Source organism: Pseudomonas sp. JH-2 (genome assembly GCF_036231725.1).
Classification (GTDB): domain Bacteria; phylum Pseudomonadota; class Gammaproteobacteria; order Pseudomonadales; family Pseudomonadaceae; genus Pseudomonas; species Pseudomonas delhiensis.
Genome location: NZ_JAZAQP010000005.1, coordinates 138,320 through 152,065, shown reverse-complemented (window position 1 = coordinate 152,065; position 13,746 = coordinate 138,320). Strand labels below are relative to the sequence as shown.

9 protein-coding genes are annotated in these 13,746 nt (G+C 69.7%); 5 read left to right on the top strand and 4 right to left on the bottom strand.

Annotation, left to right across the window (positions count from 1 at the left end; genetic code table 11):
• The first annotated feature begins 421 nt into the window (after positions 1-421).
• From VV867_RS05490 to VV867_RS05480, 3 genes are all read left to right on the top strand, one after another.
• On the top strand, positions 422-2,071 hold the full coding sequence (locus VV867_RS05490; RefSeq protein ID WP_275629909.1) for a VRR-NUC domain-containing protein: 1,650 nt from the start codon (positions 422-424) through the stop codon (positions 2,069-2,071).
• A complete protein-coding gene (locus tag VV867_RS05485; RefSeq protein WP_109935766.1) occupies positions 2,068-4,476 on the top strand; it encodes an ATP-dependent DNA helicase in 2,409 nt (802 codons plus the stop codon). Before VV867_RS05490 ends, VV867_RS05485 begins: the two co-directional genes overlap by 4 nt.
• A gap of 89 nt (positions 4,477-4,565) precedes the next feature.
• Complete coding sequence (locus VV867_RS05480) at positions 4,566-5,135, top strand: DUF4865 family protein (RefSeq protein ID WP_109935765.1); 570 nt, start codon at positions 4,566-4,568, stop codon at positions 5,133-5,135.
• Between the two features lie 437 nt (positions 5,136-5,572).
• Here VV867_RS05480 and VV867_RS05475 read toward each other — a convergent pair whose 3' ends face one another.
• Together VV867_RS05475 and tusA are read right to left on the bottom strand one after the other, a co-directional pair.
• Positions 5,573-6,427 carry a LysR substrate-binding domain-containing protein gene (locus VV867_RS05475; protein WP_328565813.1) on the bottom strand — a complete coding sequence of 285 codons (855 nt, stop codon included), beginning with the start codon at positions 6,425-6,427 and terminating at the stop codon, positions 5,573-5,575.
• Between the two features lie 232 nt (positions 6,428-6,659).
• Positions 6,660-6,899 carry a sulfurtransferase TusA gene (tusA, locus tag VV867_RS05470; protein WP_009622807.1) on the bottom strand — a complete coding sequence of 80 codons (240 nt, stop codon included), beginning with the start codon at positions 6,897-6,899 and terminating at the stop codon, positions 6,660-6,662.
• Between the two features lie 159 nt (positions 6,900-7,058).
• Here tusA and VV867_RS05465 point away from each other — a divergent pair, with 159 nt between their 5' ends.
• Entirely contained in the window at positions 7,059-8,618 is a 1,560-nt protein-coding gene (locus VV867_RS05465) for an alpha/beta hydrolase (protein ID WP_109935763.1), read from the top strand.
• A gap of 1 nt (position 8,619) precedes the next feature.
• Here the strand turns inward: VV867_RS05465 and VV867_RS05460 are convergent, their stop codons facing one another.
• Both VV867_RS05460 and rlmM read right to left on the bottom strand, forming a co-directional pair.
• The gene (locus tag VV867_RS05460) at positions 8,620-9,498 is read right to left on the bottom strand and encodes a MaoC family dehydratase (RefSeq protein WP_328565812.1); all 879 of its coding nucleotides are present in this window, start codon (positions 9,496-9,498) and stop codon (positions 8,620-8,622) included.
• An 88-nt stretch (positions 9,499-9,586) separates the two neighbouring features.
• Entirely contained in the window at positions 9,587-10,639 is a 1,053-nt protein-coding gene (gene rlmM, locus VV867_RS05455) for a 23S rRNA (cytidine(2498)-2'-O)-methyltransferase RlmM (protein ID WP_109935761.1), read from the bottom strand.
• 344 nt (positions 10,640-10,983) lie between these two features.
• Between rlmM and acnA the strand changes: the two genes are divergently transcribed.
• Positions 10,984-13,716 carry an aconitate hydratase AcnA gene (gene acnA / locus VV867_RS05450; RefSeq protein WP_328565811.1) on the top strand — a complete coding sequence of 911 codons (2,733 nt, stop codon included), beginning with the start codon at positions 10,984-10,986 and terminating at the stop codon, positions 13,714-13,716.
• Positions 13,717-13,746: the final 30 nt, after the last annotated feature.

Below are 13,746 nucleotides of genomic sequence, written 5' to 3'. Positions count from 1 at the left end.
AACCTTAAGGTGTGCTTCGAAACTGTAGGAGCGAGCTTGCTCGCGAACGGAGTATCCCGGTTGCACTGGTGTCAAAGGTAAATCCGCCCCTCTCCCCAACCCTCTCCCTGAAGGGAGAGGGGGCTAGTCCGTGCCGGCTGCAAGCCTGGTATCAGCCGGATACGCCAGAGTTTCCGGCTGACTCCGTAATACCCGTTTCTGCCCAACGGTCCCCTCTCCCTTCAGGGAGAGGGTTAGGGAGAGGGAGCGGAATCGCCCCGAAACACCGCCGCCACAGGTGACTCCCGTTCGCGAGCAAGCTCGCTCCTACGAAAAGCCCAAAAGCCCCCCCAACCAACAAATCCCCCCACCCATCCCCCACCGATTGCCAATCCCCACCCCAACTGATATCTGTATAAAAATACAGCCCCAGCCCTCGCCCATGCCCTTCCAGACCGACCCGCGCTTCTACTACCTGGCCAACTTCCACCGCGCCCTCGCCTGGCTGGAAGAACGCTACGACGACCTCTTCGACGCCGCCGAGCGCGCCTTCCTCCGCGACTTCCAGGCCATGCCGCTGGAGGCCCGGGCGTTGCTGGTGCGGCTGATCATGCGCAAGGGCCCGCATTTTCGCGCCAGCAAGCTGGACTACGCCGAGATCGGCTGCCCGCGCCGGGCCGCCGCGCCGCTGCTGGAGGCCGGCTGGCTGGATGGCGCCGCCGCGCTGGGCCTGGAAGAACTCTTCGGCCTGCTGCGCAAGGACGAAATCCTCGACTGCTTCGGCGCCCAGCTGTCCAGCCGCCAGTTGCGCAAGCCGGAGCTGCAGGCCGAACTGGCCGCGGTCGACGCCGAGCCGCGGCCCTTCGCCGCCTGGTGCCCACAGCTGGACGAGGCGGTCTACAGCCTGGCCATCGCGCCCCAGGTGGAGCGCCTGCGCCTGATGTTCTTCGGCAACCTGTACCAGGACTGGACCGAATTCGTCCTCACCGACCTGGGCATCCTGCGCTATGAAACCGTCCCGCTGACCCGCGAATCCCGCGGCTTCGCCAGCCGCGACGAGGTCGACGCGCACCTGTTCCTGCAGCGCTGCCGCGAAGCCTTCGACCTGGGCGCCGCTGCCCAGGAACTGCTGCCGCTGATCGCCAGCGTCGACTGCGGCACCGCCCAGCTGCAGCGCCGTCGCGGACGCGTGCTGTTCCACATCGGCCAGCAACTGGAGCGCGAAGCCGACTGGGAAGGCGCCCTGCAGGTCTATGCCGCCAGCGAACACGCCAGCGCCCGCCAACGCCAGGTGCGCGTGCTGGAGCGCCTGGAACGCCATGCCGATGCCTACGACCTGGCCCTGCAGGCCGCGGCCCAGCCCCAGGACGCCGCCGAGGCGCAGCTGATCGAGCGCGCCCTGGTGCGCCTGCGCCGCCAGCTCGGCCACGCCCAGCCGGCGAAGGCCAGGGCCGAGCCGCCGCCACGCATCGACCTGGAGCTGGAGCCGCAGCCCGGCCTGAGCGTCGAGCAGTGCGTGCAACTGCACCTGGCCCGCCCCGAAGCGCCGGTGCACTACGTAGAGAACACCCTGGTCCTCGGCCTGTTCGGCCTGCTCTGCTGGGAAGTGATCTTCACCCCGCTGCCGGGCGCCTTCTTCCACCCCTTCCACGCAGGCCCCGCGGACCTCTACGACAGCCAGTTCCGCGCCCGTCGCGCCGGGCTGTTCGAAGCGCGCCTGGCACTGCTCGACAGCGGCGCCTACGCCGACGAGATGCGCCGCATCCACTGCGAGAAACAGGGCCTGCAATCGCCCTTCGTGTTCTGGGAGCTGCTGGACGGGAACCTGCTGGAACAGGCCCTGGCCTGCCTGCCGGCGGCGCACCTGAAGGCCTGGTTCGGCCGCCTGCTGGAAGACCTGCAGGCCAACCGCGCCGGCATGCCCGACCTGATCCAGTTCTGGCCCGCCGAGGGCCGCTACCGGATGATCGAGGTGAAGGGCCCCGGCGACCGCCTGCAGGACAACCAGAAGCGCTGGCTGGCCTTCTGCGCCGCGCACGGCATGCCGGTGGAGGTCTGCTACGTGACCTGGGCCGGGGAGCCGGCCGCATGAACTACCAGGTCGCGGTGCGCGCACTCTGCGAGTTCACCGCCAAGGTCGGCGACCTCGACCTGCGCTTCACCCCCTCGCCCACCGCCCAGGAAGGCATGGCCGGCCACGCCACCGTGGTCGGCCGCCGCGGCCCCGGCTACCTCGCCGAACTGCCGCTGGCCGGCGCCTACCGCAACCTGCTGGTGCGCGGCCGTGCCGACGGCTACGACCCGGCGCGCAACTGCCTGGAAGAGATCAAGACGCACCGCGGCGACATCGCCCGCATCCCCGACAACCACCGCCAGCTGCACTGGGCCCAGGCCAAGGTCTACGGCTGGCTGCTCTGCGCCCTGCAGGGCCTGGAGGAAATCGACCTGGCGGTGGTCTACTTCAACGTCATGACGCAGAAGGAGACGGTATTCCAGGAGCGCTTTACGGCCGACGAACTGCACGCCTTCTTCGAGGAACACTGCCAGCGCTTCGTGACCTGGGCCGAACGCGAGATGGCCCACCGCGCGGCCCGCGATACAGCCCTGGAAAGCCTGCGCTTCCCCTGGCCGCAGTTCCGCCACGGCCAGCGCCAGCTCGCCGAGGCGGTGTACCGCGCCGCCCGCGACGGCCGCCACCTGATGGCCCAGGCCACCACCGGCATCGGCAAGACCCTCGGCACCCTGTTCCCACAGCTCAAGGCCATGCCCGGCCAGGGCCTGGACCGGCTGTTCTTCCTCAGCGCCAAGACCCCCGGCCGGCGCCTGGCCCTGGAGGCCCTGGCCAGCCTGCGCCAGGACGAACCCGAGCTGCCGCTGCGGGTGCTGGAACACGTAGCCCGCGACAAGGCCTGCGAACACCCGGACAAGGCCTGCCACGGCGACTCCTGCCCGCTGGCCAAGGGCTTCTACGACCGCCTGCCGGCCGCCCGCCTGGCCGCCCTGGACGGCGCCTGGCTGGACCAGGCGCGGGTCCGCGAGGTGGCCCGCGAGCACGGCATCTGCCCCTACTACCTGAGCCAGGAGCTGAGCCGCTGGGCCGACGTGGTGGTGTGCGACTACAACTACTACTTCGACATGAGCGCCCTGCTCTACGCGCTCACCGTGCTCAACGAGTGGAAGGTGACTCTGCTGGTGGACGAGGCCCACAACCTGGTGGAGCGCGGGCGCAAGATGTACACTGGCGAACTCGACCAGGCCGATTTCCAGGACCTGCGCCGCGTCGCCCCGGCCAAGCTCAAGGGCGCGCTGGAGCGCGTCGGCCGCCACTGGAACCAGCTGCACCGCGACCAGGAAGTGGAATACCAGGTCTACCCGCTGGCGCCGGAGCTGTTCATCCTCGCGCTGCAGAAGGCGGTGACCGCCATCACCGACCACCTCAGCGAGCAGCCCGACGGCAACAGCCTGGAGCTGCTGGGCTTCTATCTCGATGCCATGGCCTTCTGCCGCCTGGCCGAGGCCTTCGGCGAGCACTCGCTGTTCGACATCACCCGCCGCCAGACCGAAAGCGGCCGGGTCTACTCCACGCTGTGCCTGCGCAACGTCATCCCCGCGCCCTTCCTCGCCCCGCGCTTCGAGGAGGCCCACAGCTGCACGCTGTTCTCCGCCACCCTGACGCCGGCGCACTACTACCGCGACCTGCTGGGCCTGCCGCAGGACACCGCCTGGATCGACGTGGAATCGCCGTTCCACGCCGAACAGCTGGAGGTGCAGGTGGTGCGCAACCTGTCCACCCGCTACCGGCACCGCGCCCAGTCGGTGCGGCCGATCTGCGAACTGATGGCCCGGCAGTACCGCGAGCGGCCGGGCAACTACCTGGCCTTCTTCAGCAGCTACGCCTACCTGGAGCAGGTGCGCGAACGCTTCGTCCGCGACGAGCCCGGGGTGCCGGTCTGGGTGCAGGCGCGCAACATGGACGAGACCGAGCGCGAAGGCTTCCTCGAACAGTTCCGCAACGGCGGCCGCGGCATCGGCTTCGCGGTGCTCGGCGGCGCCTTCGGCGAGGGCATCGACCTGCCCGGCGACCGCCTGATCGGCGCCTTCGTCGCCACCCTGGGGCTGCCCCAGGTGAACACGGTGAACGAGGAAATCCGCCAGCGCATGCATGCCCTCTTTGGAAATGGCGGCGGCGACGGCTACGACTACACCTACCTCTACCCCGGCCTGCAGAAGGTGGTGCAGGCGGCCGGCCGGGTGATCCGCACCCAGCAGGACGAAGGCGTGGTCTGGCTGATCGACGACCGCTTCGGCCGCAGCGAAGTGCGCCAACTGCTGCCGCGCTGGTGGACCGTGCGCAGCTGCCGGCTGGCCCTGCCGCCGCCGGAGCCGGAGGCGCAAGCCAGCGCGCCACGCAAGGCGCCCGTGCCGCCGACTCGCCAGCGCCCGGCACGGCCGAAGCCGGAGCAGGCCCAGGGCGAACTGGGCTTCAATGATTTCTAGATCGAATCACTGAAACAATCATTCATATCTGTTTCGCATAGCTTCGGCCACGCAGACTCCTTCCAGGCCCACGGATAAAGGAGTCCGCCATGTTCGCCATGCAATACAGCCACCGCCTGCCGGCGGAACACGACATGGGCGCCATCCGCCAGCGCGCCGCCAGCAAGGGCCCGCACTGGGACGCCTGGCCGGGCCTGGCCTGCAAGGCTTTCGTCCTCCAGGAAAAGGGCCGCCACGGCGCCGAAGGCAACCTCTACGCCTCGGTCTACCTCTGGCGGGAACCGGCCGCCGCCGCGGCCTTCCTGGCCGGCGAGGCCTTCCAGGGGGTGATCGACAGCTTCGGCCGGCCCGCGGTGGAAACCTGGCTGCCGCTGGACGCCCGCCGCGGCCCCGCCTTCGATCGCCCGGCCCGCTCGCTGTACCGCGAGGAACTACCCTTGTCCGATAGAGGCGCCGCCGCCCTGCGCGACGGCGCGCTGGCCGCCGGCGAGGCGCTGCTGGGCCGGGAGGATGTGCTGGCGGCCTGGGTCGTGGCCGACCTGCAGCGCTGGACGCTGCTGCGCTTCAGCCTCAGTGCCGAGGCACTGGAGGCACGCGCGGGCAGCCTCGGCTACGAAGTCCTGTACCTGGCACGGCCAGGGCTGGAGCGACTGCCATGAACGACAGGCAGAAACGGGAACTGGCGGCACAACTGGCAGGGCTGGCCTTCGGCGCCTTCATGGTGCTGGGGATGGCCTGGGGTGTGGTGCGGGTGGCTCGGGTGCTGGTGGGGTAAGGATGGGGCTTTTCGTAGGAGCGAGCTTGCTCGCGAATGGAGTTTCCCGGCAATTGCAGTGTTTCGGCTTGACTCCGCCCCCTCTCCCTAACCCTCTCCCTGAAGGGAGAGGGGACCGTTCGGAGCGTTTGGGTTTTCCAGAGTCAGCCGGCAGTTCCGGAGTTGCCGGCTAAAACCGTTGTTGACGTTGGCACAGACTAGCCCCCTCTCCCTTCAGGGAGAGGGCTGGGGAGAGGGTGCTCCAATCTTGGCGCCGAAGTCCCGGGAAACCTCGTTCGCGAGCAAGCTCGCTCCTACGAAAAGCCCCCAGGTAACCATCCTCTACCCCACCGTACTCCGCACCGCCGCCACCAATGTCCGCAACATCCCCTGCGCCTGCGCATCCCGGGGATGGGAGAACAGCAGCACATCGCGCCCCGGCAACGCCGGCAGCCCCAGCCGCGCCCCCACGTCCTCGCACCCCGCCGGTGCCACCCGACGCCCCAGGGCTGCCACGGCTATGCCCGCGCTCACCGCCGCGCCAATGGTCATCAACCCACCACCGACGAACACCTCGCGCCAGGCCACCCCGGCCTGGTCCAGGGCGTCCACCGCCATGCGCCGCACGCTGCAGGGTTCGGCCTGGGTGGCCAGGGGCAGCGGTTGGCCGGGCAATGGCTGGAAGTCGGTGGCGCCCATCCAGGCGAAGGGTTCCTGCAGCACCACCTCGCCGTCCTGGCGTGGCGGGCCCTGCTGCAGCACCAGGGCCACGTCCAGTTCGCCGCGGTCGAAGCGCTCCAGGGTTTCCCGCGAACTGTCCACCCGCAGTTCCAGCAGCAGCCCCGGCTCGCTGCGGGTGAGCTGGCGCAGCAACCCGGGCAGTTCGGCGCCGACGATGTGGTGGCTGATGCCCACCACCAGCCGCCTGGGCTGGCCGCCGGCGAACGCGCCCAGCGCCTGGCGGTGCGCCGCCACCAGGGCGCGGGCCGCTTCCAGGAACAGCCCGCCGTCGGCGGACAACCGCACCAGGCGCGGCGTGCGCTCCAATAGGCGGCGGCCGAGGCCGTCCTCCAGGCGCTTGATCTTCAGGCTCACCGCCGACTGGGTGCTGGCCAGGGCCTCGGCGGCGCGGGTGAAGCTCTTCAGCTCGGCGACCAGCACGAAGGCCTGCACGGCCTCGATGTCCAGGGCTTTCATGATGTCCACTTTCAATGACCGAGAGCGGACAGCATTCGACTTTGCCATGGGAGGGTCAAGCGGGCGAGGCGTTTTCCCTGTGGCCGACGTAGGGCGCATAACGCCTCCGGCGTTATCCGCCGATCAGACCACCAGGGTTGGCCGTGAACTCGGATTGAGCCGAGGTGTAGCGGCGGATAACCGCGAACGGTTATTCGCCCTACGCCCAGGAAACATCGTCGGCGGTGGCGGCTCAGTCGAGCTTCTTGCGGATCCAGTACAGGTAGGTGCCCGCCTCTTCCTGCTGCTCCACCAGTTCGTGGCCGAGGAAGATGCAGAACTTGGGGATGTCGCGGCGGGTGGAGGGGTCGGTGGCGATGACCTTGAGCAGGCCGCCAGCCGGCAGGTCGCGCACCTTGTTGTGCAGCATCATGACCGGTTCGGGGCAGTTCAGGCCGGTGGCGTCGAGGATGGCGTCGACAGGCTGGGACATGGAGAGGCTCCGCAAAACGAATGGCGCATTGTCGCCCAAAGCGGGGCGCAGGGTCACGCGTCGCGGGCGAACGGCAATGGCCCAACCTTTCGTCGGGCCCCCGCTGCGCTGCGCTGGGCTAAGCTCGGCGCCTTCCCCGACAGCGGATGTCCCCCGCCCATGCGCCTGCCCGCCCTGCTCTGCCTCGCTTTGCTGCTCACCGCCTGCGCCGCCCGCGACCAGTTGCCCGACTATGCCGCCAGCGCCGGACAGGACCTGCCGGCCAGCTGGTACGAGGCGGTGATCACCGCCCGCGACGGCACGCGGCTGTCCGCCACCGTGTTCCAGCCGGCGCTCAAGGCCGGCGAGACGGCGCCGCTGGTCGTGCACACCCACGGCTGGGGCGGCTGGCGGGTGACCGGGCCGGACGGTTTCTATGGCCAGAACATGATGTCCGGGCGCGCCGCGCTCAAGGCCTGGAAGGCCGGCTACTGGGTGGTCAGCTACGACCAGCGCGGCTGGGGCGGCAGCGACGGGCGCATCGAGATGATGGACCCACGCTTCGAGGTGAGCGACGCCAGCGCGGTGATCGATTGGGCCGCCGCGCACCTGCCCCGGCTGAGCATGGACGGCCCCGGCGACCCGCGGCTGGGCATGCTCGGCGAGAGCTACGGCGGCGCCGTGCAGTTGCTGGCCGCGGCGCAAGACCCGCGCATCGACGCCATCGTGCCCATCGCCACCTGGTACGACCTGAGCGACGCCCTGGCCCCCGATGGCCAGTTGAAGATGGGCTGGGGCGGCGTGCTGGTCAGCCTGGGCCTGGCCACCGGCTACGACCTGGGCAAGTTCGTCCAGGCCGACTACCTGCACAGCGCCAGCGGGCGCATGGCCGAACCGGTGCGGGCCGAGCTGGCCGCCCACAGCCTGGCGCGCTACTGCGCCGAGGGCCGCCGCCCGCATGCCGACGCCCTGCTGATCCAGGGCCTGCGCGACACCCTGTTCCCCCTCGACCAGGGCCTGCAGATCCGCCAGTGCCTGCGCCAGGGCAATGCCGACGTGCGCCTGCTGGGGATGCAGGGCGGGCACATCCTGCCGCCGCCGTTGCAGGCCTGGAGCGGCCTGCCGCCGTTCAACAACGAACCGGTGATCCATTGCGGCGAGCGTGCCATCAACCTCTACCAGGGCATCCTCGCCTGGTACGAGGAGAAGCTGCGCCGGCGCCCCGGCGCCGCCGACAGCGTGCCCTCGCTGTGCGTCAGCCTCGACCTGGACCAGGGCCTGGCGCTGGACGAACTGCCCGCCCCCGGCCCCACCGTGGCCCTGCCGCCGACACCGGTACGCCCGGCCAGCAGCGGGCTGCTGCAGCCCCGCACCTTCATCCCGCTGCACCAGGTCGCCGAGCCCGGCGCCCTGCTCGGCAGCCCCGAGGTGCGCCTCTCCCGGCCACTGGGCGCGGGCGAGCAGGCGCTGCTGTTCGCCTCGCTGGCGATTCGCGGCGCGGACGGCCGCACCCGGGTGCTGGACGAGCAGGTCAAGCCGTTGCTCAACCGCGGCACCACGCGGCTCAACGCGGTCAGCGCCCGCCTGACGGCGGGGGACGAAATCGGCCTGCTGGTCAGCGGCTTCAGTGGCCAGTACCTGTTCAACGGCTCCTGGCAGCTTCGCACGGTGGCGTTACAGGGCGAGGTGCAACTGCCCGCCCTGCTGCCGCTGCAGCCGCGCCTGGCGGCTGGCCGCTGACTCAGCGCAGCGGCCCGGCGGGCGCCTCGTCCAGCTGGGCCAGCAGCATCGGCTCGCCGTCGCCGTCCACCGGCAGCAGCGCCCACTGTTCCTTGTGGCCCAGGCGGCGGTGGCTCTGGCGCACCTGGCTGCCCAGCGGCAGCGGCGCCTTGAAGTGCACGTCCAGGCGCACCTGTTCGGCCAGGCGGCGGCCGGTGAGGCTGCGCGCCAGGCTCCACATGCCGTGGGCGAAGGGCTTGCCGAAGCCGTAGCGCGAGGCCATCAGGCGCGACAGGTGCAGCGGGTTGAAGTCGCCGCTCAGGCCCGCATAGCGCCAGCCGGCGATCTTCGGCACGCGCCACTGCACGCCGGGGTGCGCAGGCACCTCCAGGGTGTGCCACTGGGCGCGCTCGGGCAGCGGGTCGGGCTCGGCGTGGTCGTCGAGGAAGTCGCCGCGGCGCAGGTAGGTGGTGATCGACTGCCAGTAGAGCATGTCGTGGTGCCAGACCTCGGTCACCACGTCCACCTCCAGCCCCAGCGGGCTGCGCCGGCTGGTGAGGATGCGGCAGTCCAGCTGCAACTGGTCGCCCTCTTCCAGCAGCCGGTAGCGCTGGATGTGGCTGCGCAGGTGGATCAGCCCGAGGATCGACAGCGGCATGCGCGAACGGCTGAGCAGGCGCAGGTGCAGCGGCAGGCTGATCACCTGCGGGTACAGCAGGGGCACGCCCAGGGCCGGGTCCAGGCCGAAGTGCTGGCGGTAGGCGCGCAGGTGGCGGGCGTCGAAGCGCAGGCTGCGGCTGTCCATGGCCAGGTTCGGCAGGCGCTCGCCACGACCCAGGCCACGGCGCGGCAACAACATGCGGCTGTAACTGCCCAGCAGCGAGGGCAACTTTCGCTTCACGAGCGGCTCCGGGAGGGGGTGCGCCGCACAGCATGGTCGCTGCGCGGCGCCACGGCAAGTCGCCGAAGGTCGCGGATCGCCCGCGGCCCTACAGGCGGCGCAGGTGTACCGTGACTTCCTCGCGGTCGTGGTACAGCTGCTTGCAGCCGATGGCCACGCGCAGGCCGCGCTCGCGGAAGCTCTCGCGCAGGCGTTCGAGGATCTTGCGCACCTCGGCGTAGCGCTGCTTCATCGGCAGCTTGAGGTTGACCACCGCCTCGCGGCACAGCCCCTCGCCGATCCAGGTCTCGATCAGCGAGCCGGTGCGCGCCGGCTTCTCGACGATGTCGCAGACCATCCAGTCCACCGTCTGCCGCGGCCGGAACACATAGCCGTCGGCGCGCTGGTGGTCCACCAGGCCGGAATAGACCAGGTTCTCGGCCATGGGCCCGTTGTCCACGGCGATCACCCGCATCTCGCGGTTGACCAGTTGCCAGGTCCAGCCGCCGGGCGCGGCGCCCAGGTCCACGGCGAGCATGCCCGGCGCCAGGCGTTTGTCCCAGTCGGCGCGCGGGATGAAGTGGTGCCAGGCCTCCTCCAGCTTGAGGGTCGAGCGGCTGGGCGCCTCGCGGGGGAACCGCAGGCGCGGGATGCCCATCGGCCACATGGCGCTGTTGCGCGGCTCGGCGAGGCCGACGAAGACTTCGCGGCCGGAGCGGAAGGTCAGCAGCAGGCGCGGCAGGCTCGGGTCCTCGCGCAGCTTGCCGGCCTTGACCAGCGCGGCGCGCAGGGGCTTCTCGAACTTGCGGCAGAAGGTCGACAGTTCCTTGCCTTCGTTGCTGTCGAAGACTTCCAGCCAAAGGCTGCCGCACAGCGGGTACGGGCCCAGCTCCTCCAGCAGCGCGCCGATGCGGTCCTGCTCGGGCAACGGGACGAAACCGGTGCCGCGGGCCCACTGGCGCGGGAAGATCAGCTCGGAAAAGCGCAGGTGGCGCATCAGCCGGTCGGCGCCGTCGGCTTCCTGGCAGACGAACTCGGCGTAGGCGGTGGCCGGCTTGGCGCGGGCGTAGCCAGCCACGTCCAGGCCGGCGGCCAGGTCGGAAATCTCCGCGCAGACCTCGTTTTCGAAGCCCGGGCGGCAATGCAGTAGCAGGGTGTTCATCGGGGTGTCTCCTTGGCCGCGCACTATAGTCGCTGAGCGGCCGGCTTTCACCCGGATTCGCCCGCCGCGAAAGCCGGGCCGGGGGAACCCGCGGCTGCGGCAAAGGGTCCAGACTCCATGGCAGGACCGCCCGGAGCGGTCTAGCTTGAGAGTTCCGAAGTCGCGTTCCAGGGCCTGGCAGCCCCGGGGCACGCATGCCGGAAACCGTCAGGATGCCGCCAGATATGCAGAAGTTACCGCCAATCCGCGTTGCTTTTGCGCCATGCCGGGCTCTTCGCCCGGCGCCTCCGTCAGTATCGGAGCGGTGCCGTCGATCCGGCAGAACCTAGCCTGAGGAGAACGTCATGCCCGCAGTGGACAGCCTGAACAGCCTGCGCACCCTAGAGGTGGGCGGCAAGACCTACCACTATTACAGCCTCCCGGAAGCCGCCAAGCAGCTCGGCGACCTGGACAGGCTGCCGAAGTCGCTCAAGGTGCTCCTGGAGAACCTCCTGCGCTGGGAGGACAACCACACGGTCAACGCCGACGACCTGCGCGCCCTGGCCGGCTGGCTGAAGGAGCGCCGCTCCGACCGCGAGATCCAGTACCGCCCGGCGCGGGTGCTGATGCAGGACTTCACCGGGGTGCCGGCGGTGGTCGACCTGGCCGCCATGCGCGACGCCATGGCCAAGGCCGGGGGCGATGCGCAGAAGATCAACCCGCTGTCCCCTGTCGACCTGGTCATCGACCACTCGGTGATGGTCGACCGCTACGCCAGCCACGCCGCCTTCGCCGAGAACGTCGAGATCGAGATGCAGCGCAACGGCGAACGCTACGCCTTCCTGCGCTGGGGCCAGAACGCCTTCGACAACTTCCGCGTGGTGCCGCCGGGCACCGGCATCTGCCACCAGGTCAACCTGGAGTACCTGGGCCGCACGGTGTGGACCAAGGACGAGGACGGGCGCACCTACGCCTTCCCCGACACCCTGGTCGGCACCGACTCGCACACCACCATGATCAACGGCCTGGGTGTGCTCGGCTGGGGCGTCGGCGGCATCGAGGCAGAGGCGGCCATGCTCGGCCAGCCGGTGTCCATGCTGATCCCCGAGGTGATCGGCTTCAAGCTTACCGGCAAGCTGAAGGAAGGTATCACCGCCACCGACCTGGTGCTCACCGTCACCCAGATGCTGCGGCAGAAGGGCGTGGTGGGGAAATTCGTCGAGTTCTACGGCGACGGCCTGGCCGACCTGCCCCTGGCCGACCGCGCCACCATCGCCAACATGGCCCCGGAATACGGCGCCACCTGCGGCTTCTTCCCGGTGGACGAGATCACCCTGGGCTATCTGCGCCTGTCCGGCCGCCCGGAACAGACCGTCAAGCTGGTGGAGGCCTACTGCAAGGCCCAGGGCCTGTGGCGCGAAAAGGGCCACGAGCCTGTGTTCACCGACGCCCTGCAGCTGGACCTGGGCGACGTCGAGGCCAGCCTGGCCGGGCCCAAGCGCCCGCAGGACCGCGTTCCCCTGGGCCAGGTGGGCAAGGCCTTCGCCGACTTCCTCGCGCTGCAGCCCAAGGCCGCGCGCAGCCCGGAAGTCTCGCGCCTGCTCAATGAAGGCGGCGGTGGCGCCGCGGTGGGCAGCGCCGAGAGCCAGGGCATCGAGTACCAGCACGAGGGCAAGAGCTACCACCTGCAGGATGGCGCGGTGGTCATCGCCGCCATCACCTCCTGCACCAACACCTCCAACCCCAGCGTGATGATGGCCGCCGGCCTGCTGGCCAGGAAGGCGCTGGAGAAGGGCCTGCAGCGCAAGCCCTGGGTGAAGAGCTCGCTGGCCCCCGGCTCCAAGGTGGTCACCGACTACTTCAAGGCCGCCGGCCTGACGCGCTACCTGGACGAGCTGGGCTTCGACCTGGTGGGCTACGGCTGCACCACCTGCATCGGCAACTCCGGGCCGTTGCTGGAACCCATCGAGAAGGCCATCCAGCAGGCCGACCTGACGGTGGCCTCGGTGCTGTCCGGCAACCGCAACTTCGAGGGCCGCGTGCACCCGCTGGTGAAGACCAACTGGCTGGCCTCCCCGCCCCTGGTGGTAGCCTACGCCCTGGCCGGCAGCGTGCGCCTGGACCTGTCGAAGGACCCGCTGGGCACCGGCAAGGACGGCCAGCCGGTGTACCTGAAGGACATCTGGCCGAGCCAGCAGGAGATCGCCGAGGCGATCCAGAAGGTGGACACCGCGATGTTCCACAAGGAATACGCCGAGGTCTTCCAGGGCGACGAGAAGTGGCGCGCCATCGAAGTGCCCCAGGCGCAGACCTACACCTGGCAGGCCGACTCCACCTACATCCAGCATCCACCGTTCTTCGAGCACATCGCCGAGGCCCCGCCGAAGGTGGCCGACATCGAGAAGGCCAGGGTGCTGGCGGTGCTGGGCGACTCGGTGACCACCGACCACATCTCCCCCGCCGGCAACATCAAGAAGGACAGCCCGGCCGGGCGCTACCTCAGCGAGCACGGCGTGGCCTACGCCGACTTCAACTCCTACGGCTCGCGGCGCGGCAACCACGAGGTGATGATGCGCGGCACCTTCGCCAACATCCGCATCAAGAACGAGATGCTCGGCGGCGAGGAAGGCGGCAACACGCTCCACGTACCCAGCGGCGAGAAGCTGGCGATCTACGACGCGGCCATGCGCTACCAGGCCGAGGGCACGCCGCTGGTGATAGTCGCCGGCAAGGAGTACGGCACCGGCTCGTCCCGCGACTGGGCGGCCAAGGGCACCAACCTGCTGGGGGTCAAGGCGGTGATCGCCGAGAGTTTCGAGCGCATCCACCGCTCCAACCTGGTGGGCATGGGCGTGCTGCCGCTGCAGTTCACCGGCGGCCAGGACCGCAAGGCGCTGAACCTGACCGGCAAGGAAGTGCTGAACATCCGCGGCCTGGACGGCGAGCTGAAGCCGCACATGACGCTGAAGGTGGAAGTCACCCGCGAGGACGGCAAGCAGGATGGCTTCGAGGTGCTGTGCCGCATCGACACCCTCAACGAGGTGGAGTACTTCAAGGCCGGCGGCATCCTGCACTACGTGCTGCGCAGCCTGATCTGAGCAGTCGCCCGGTTCGAGGTCGGAGCCGGT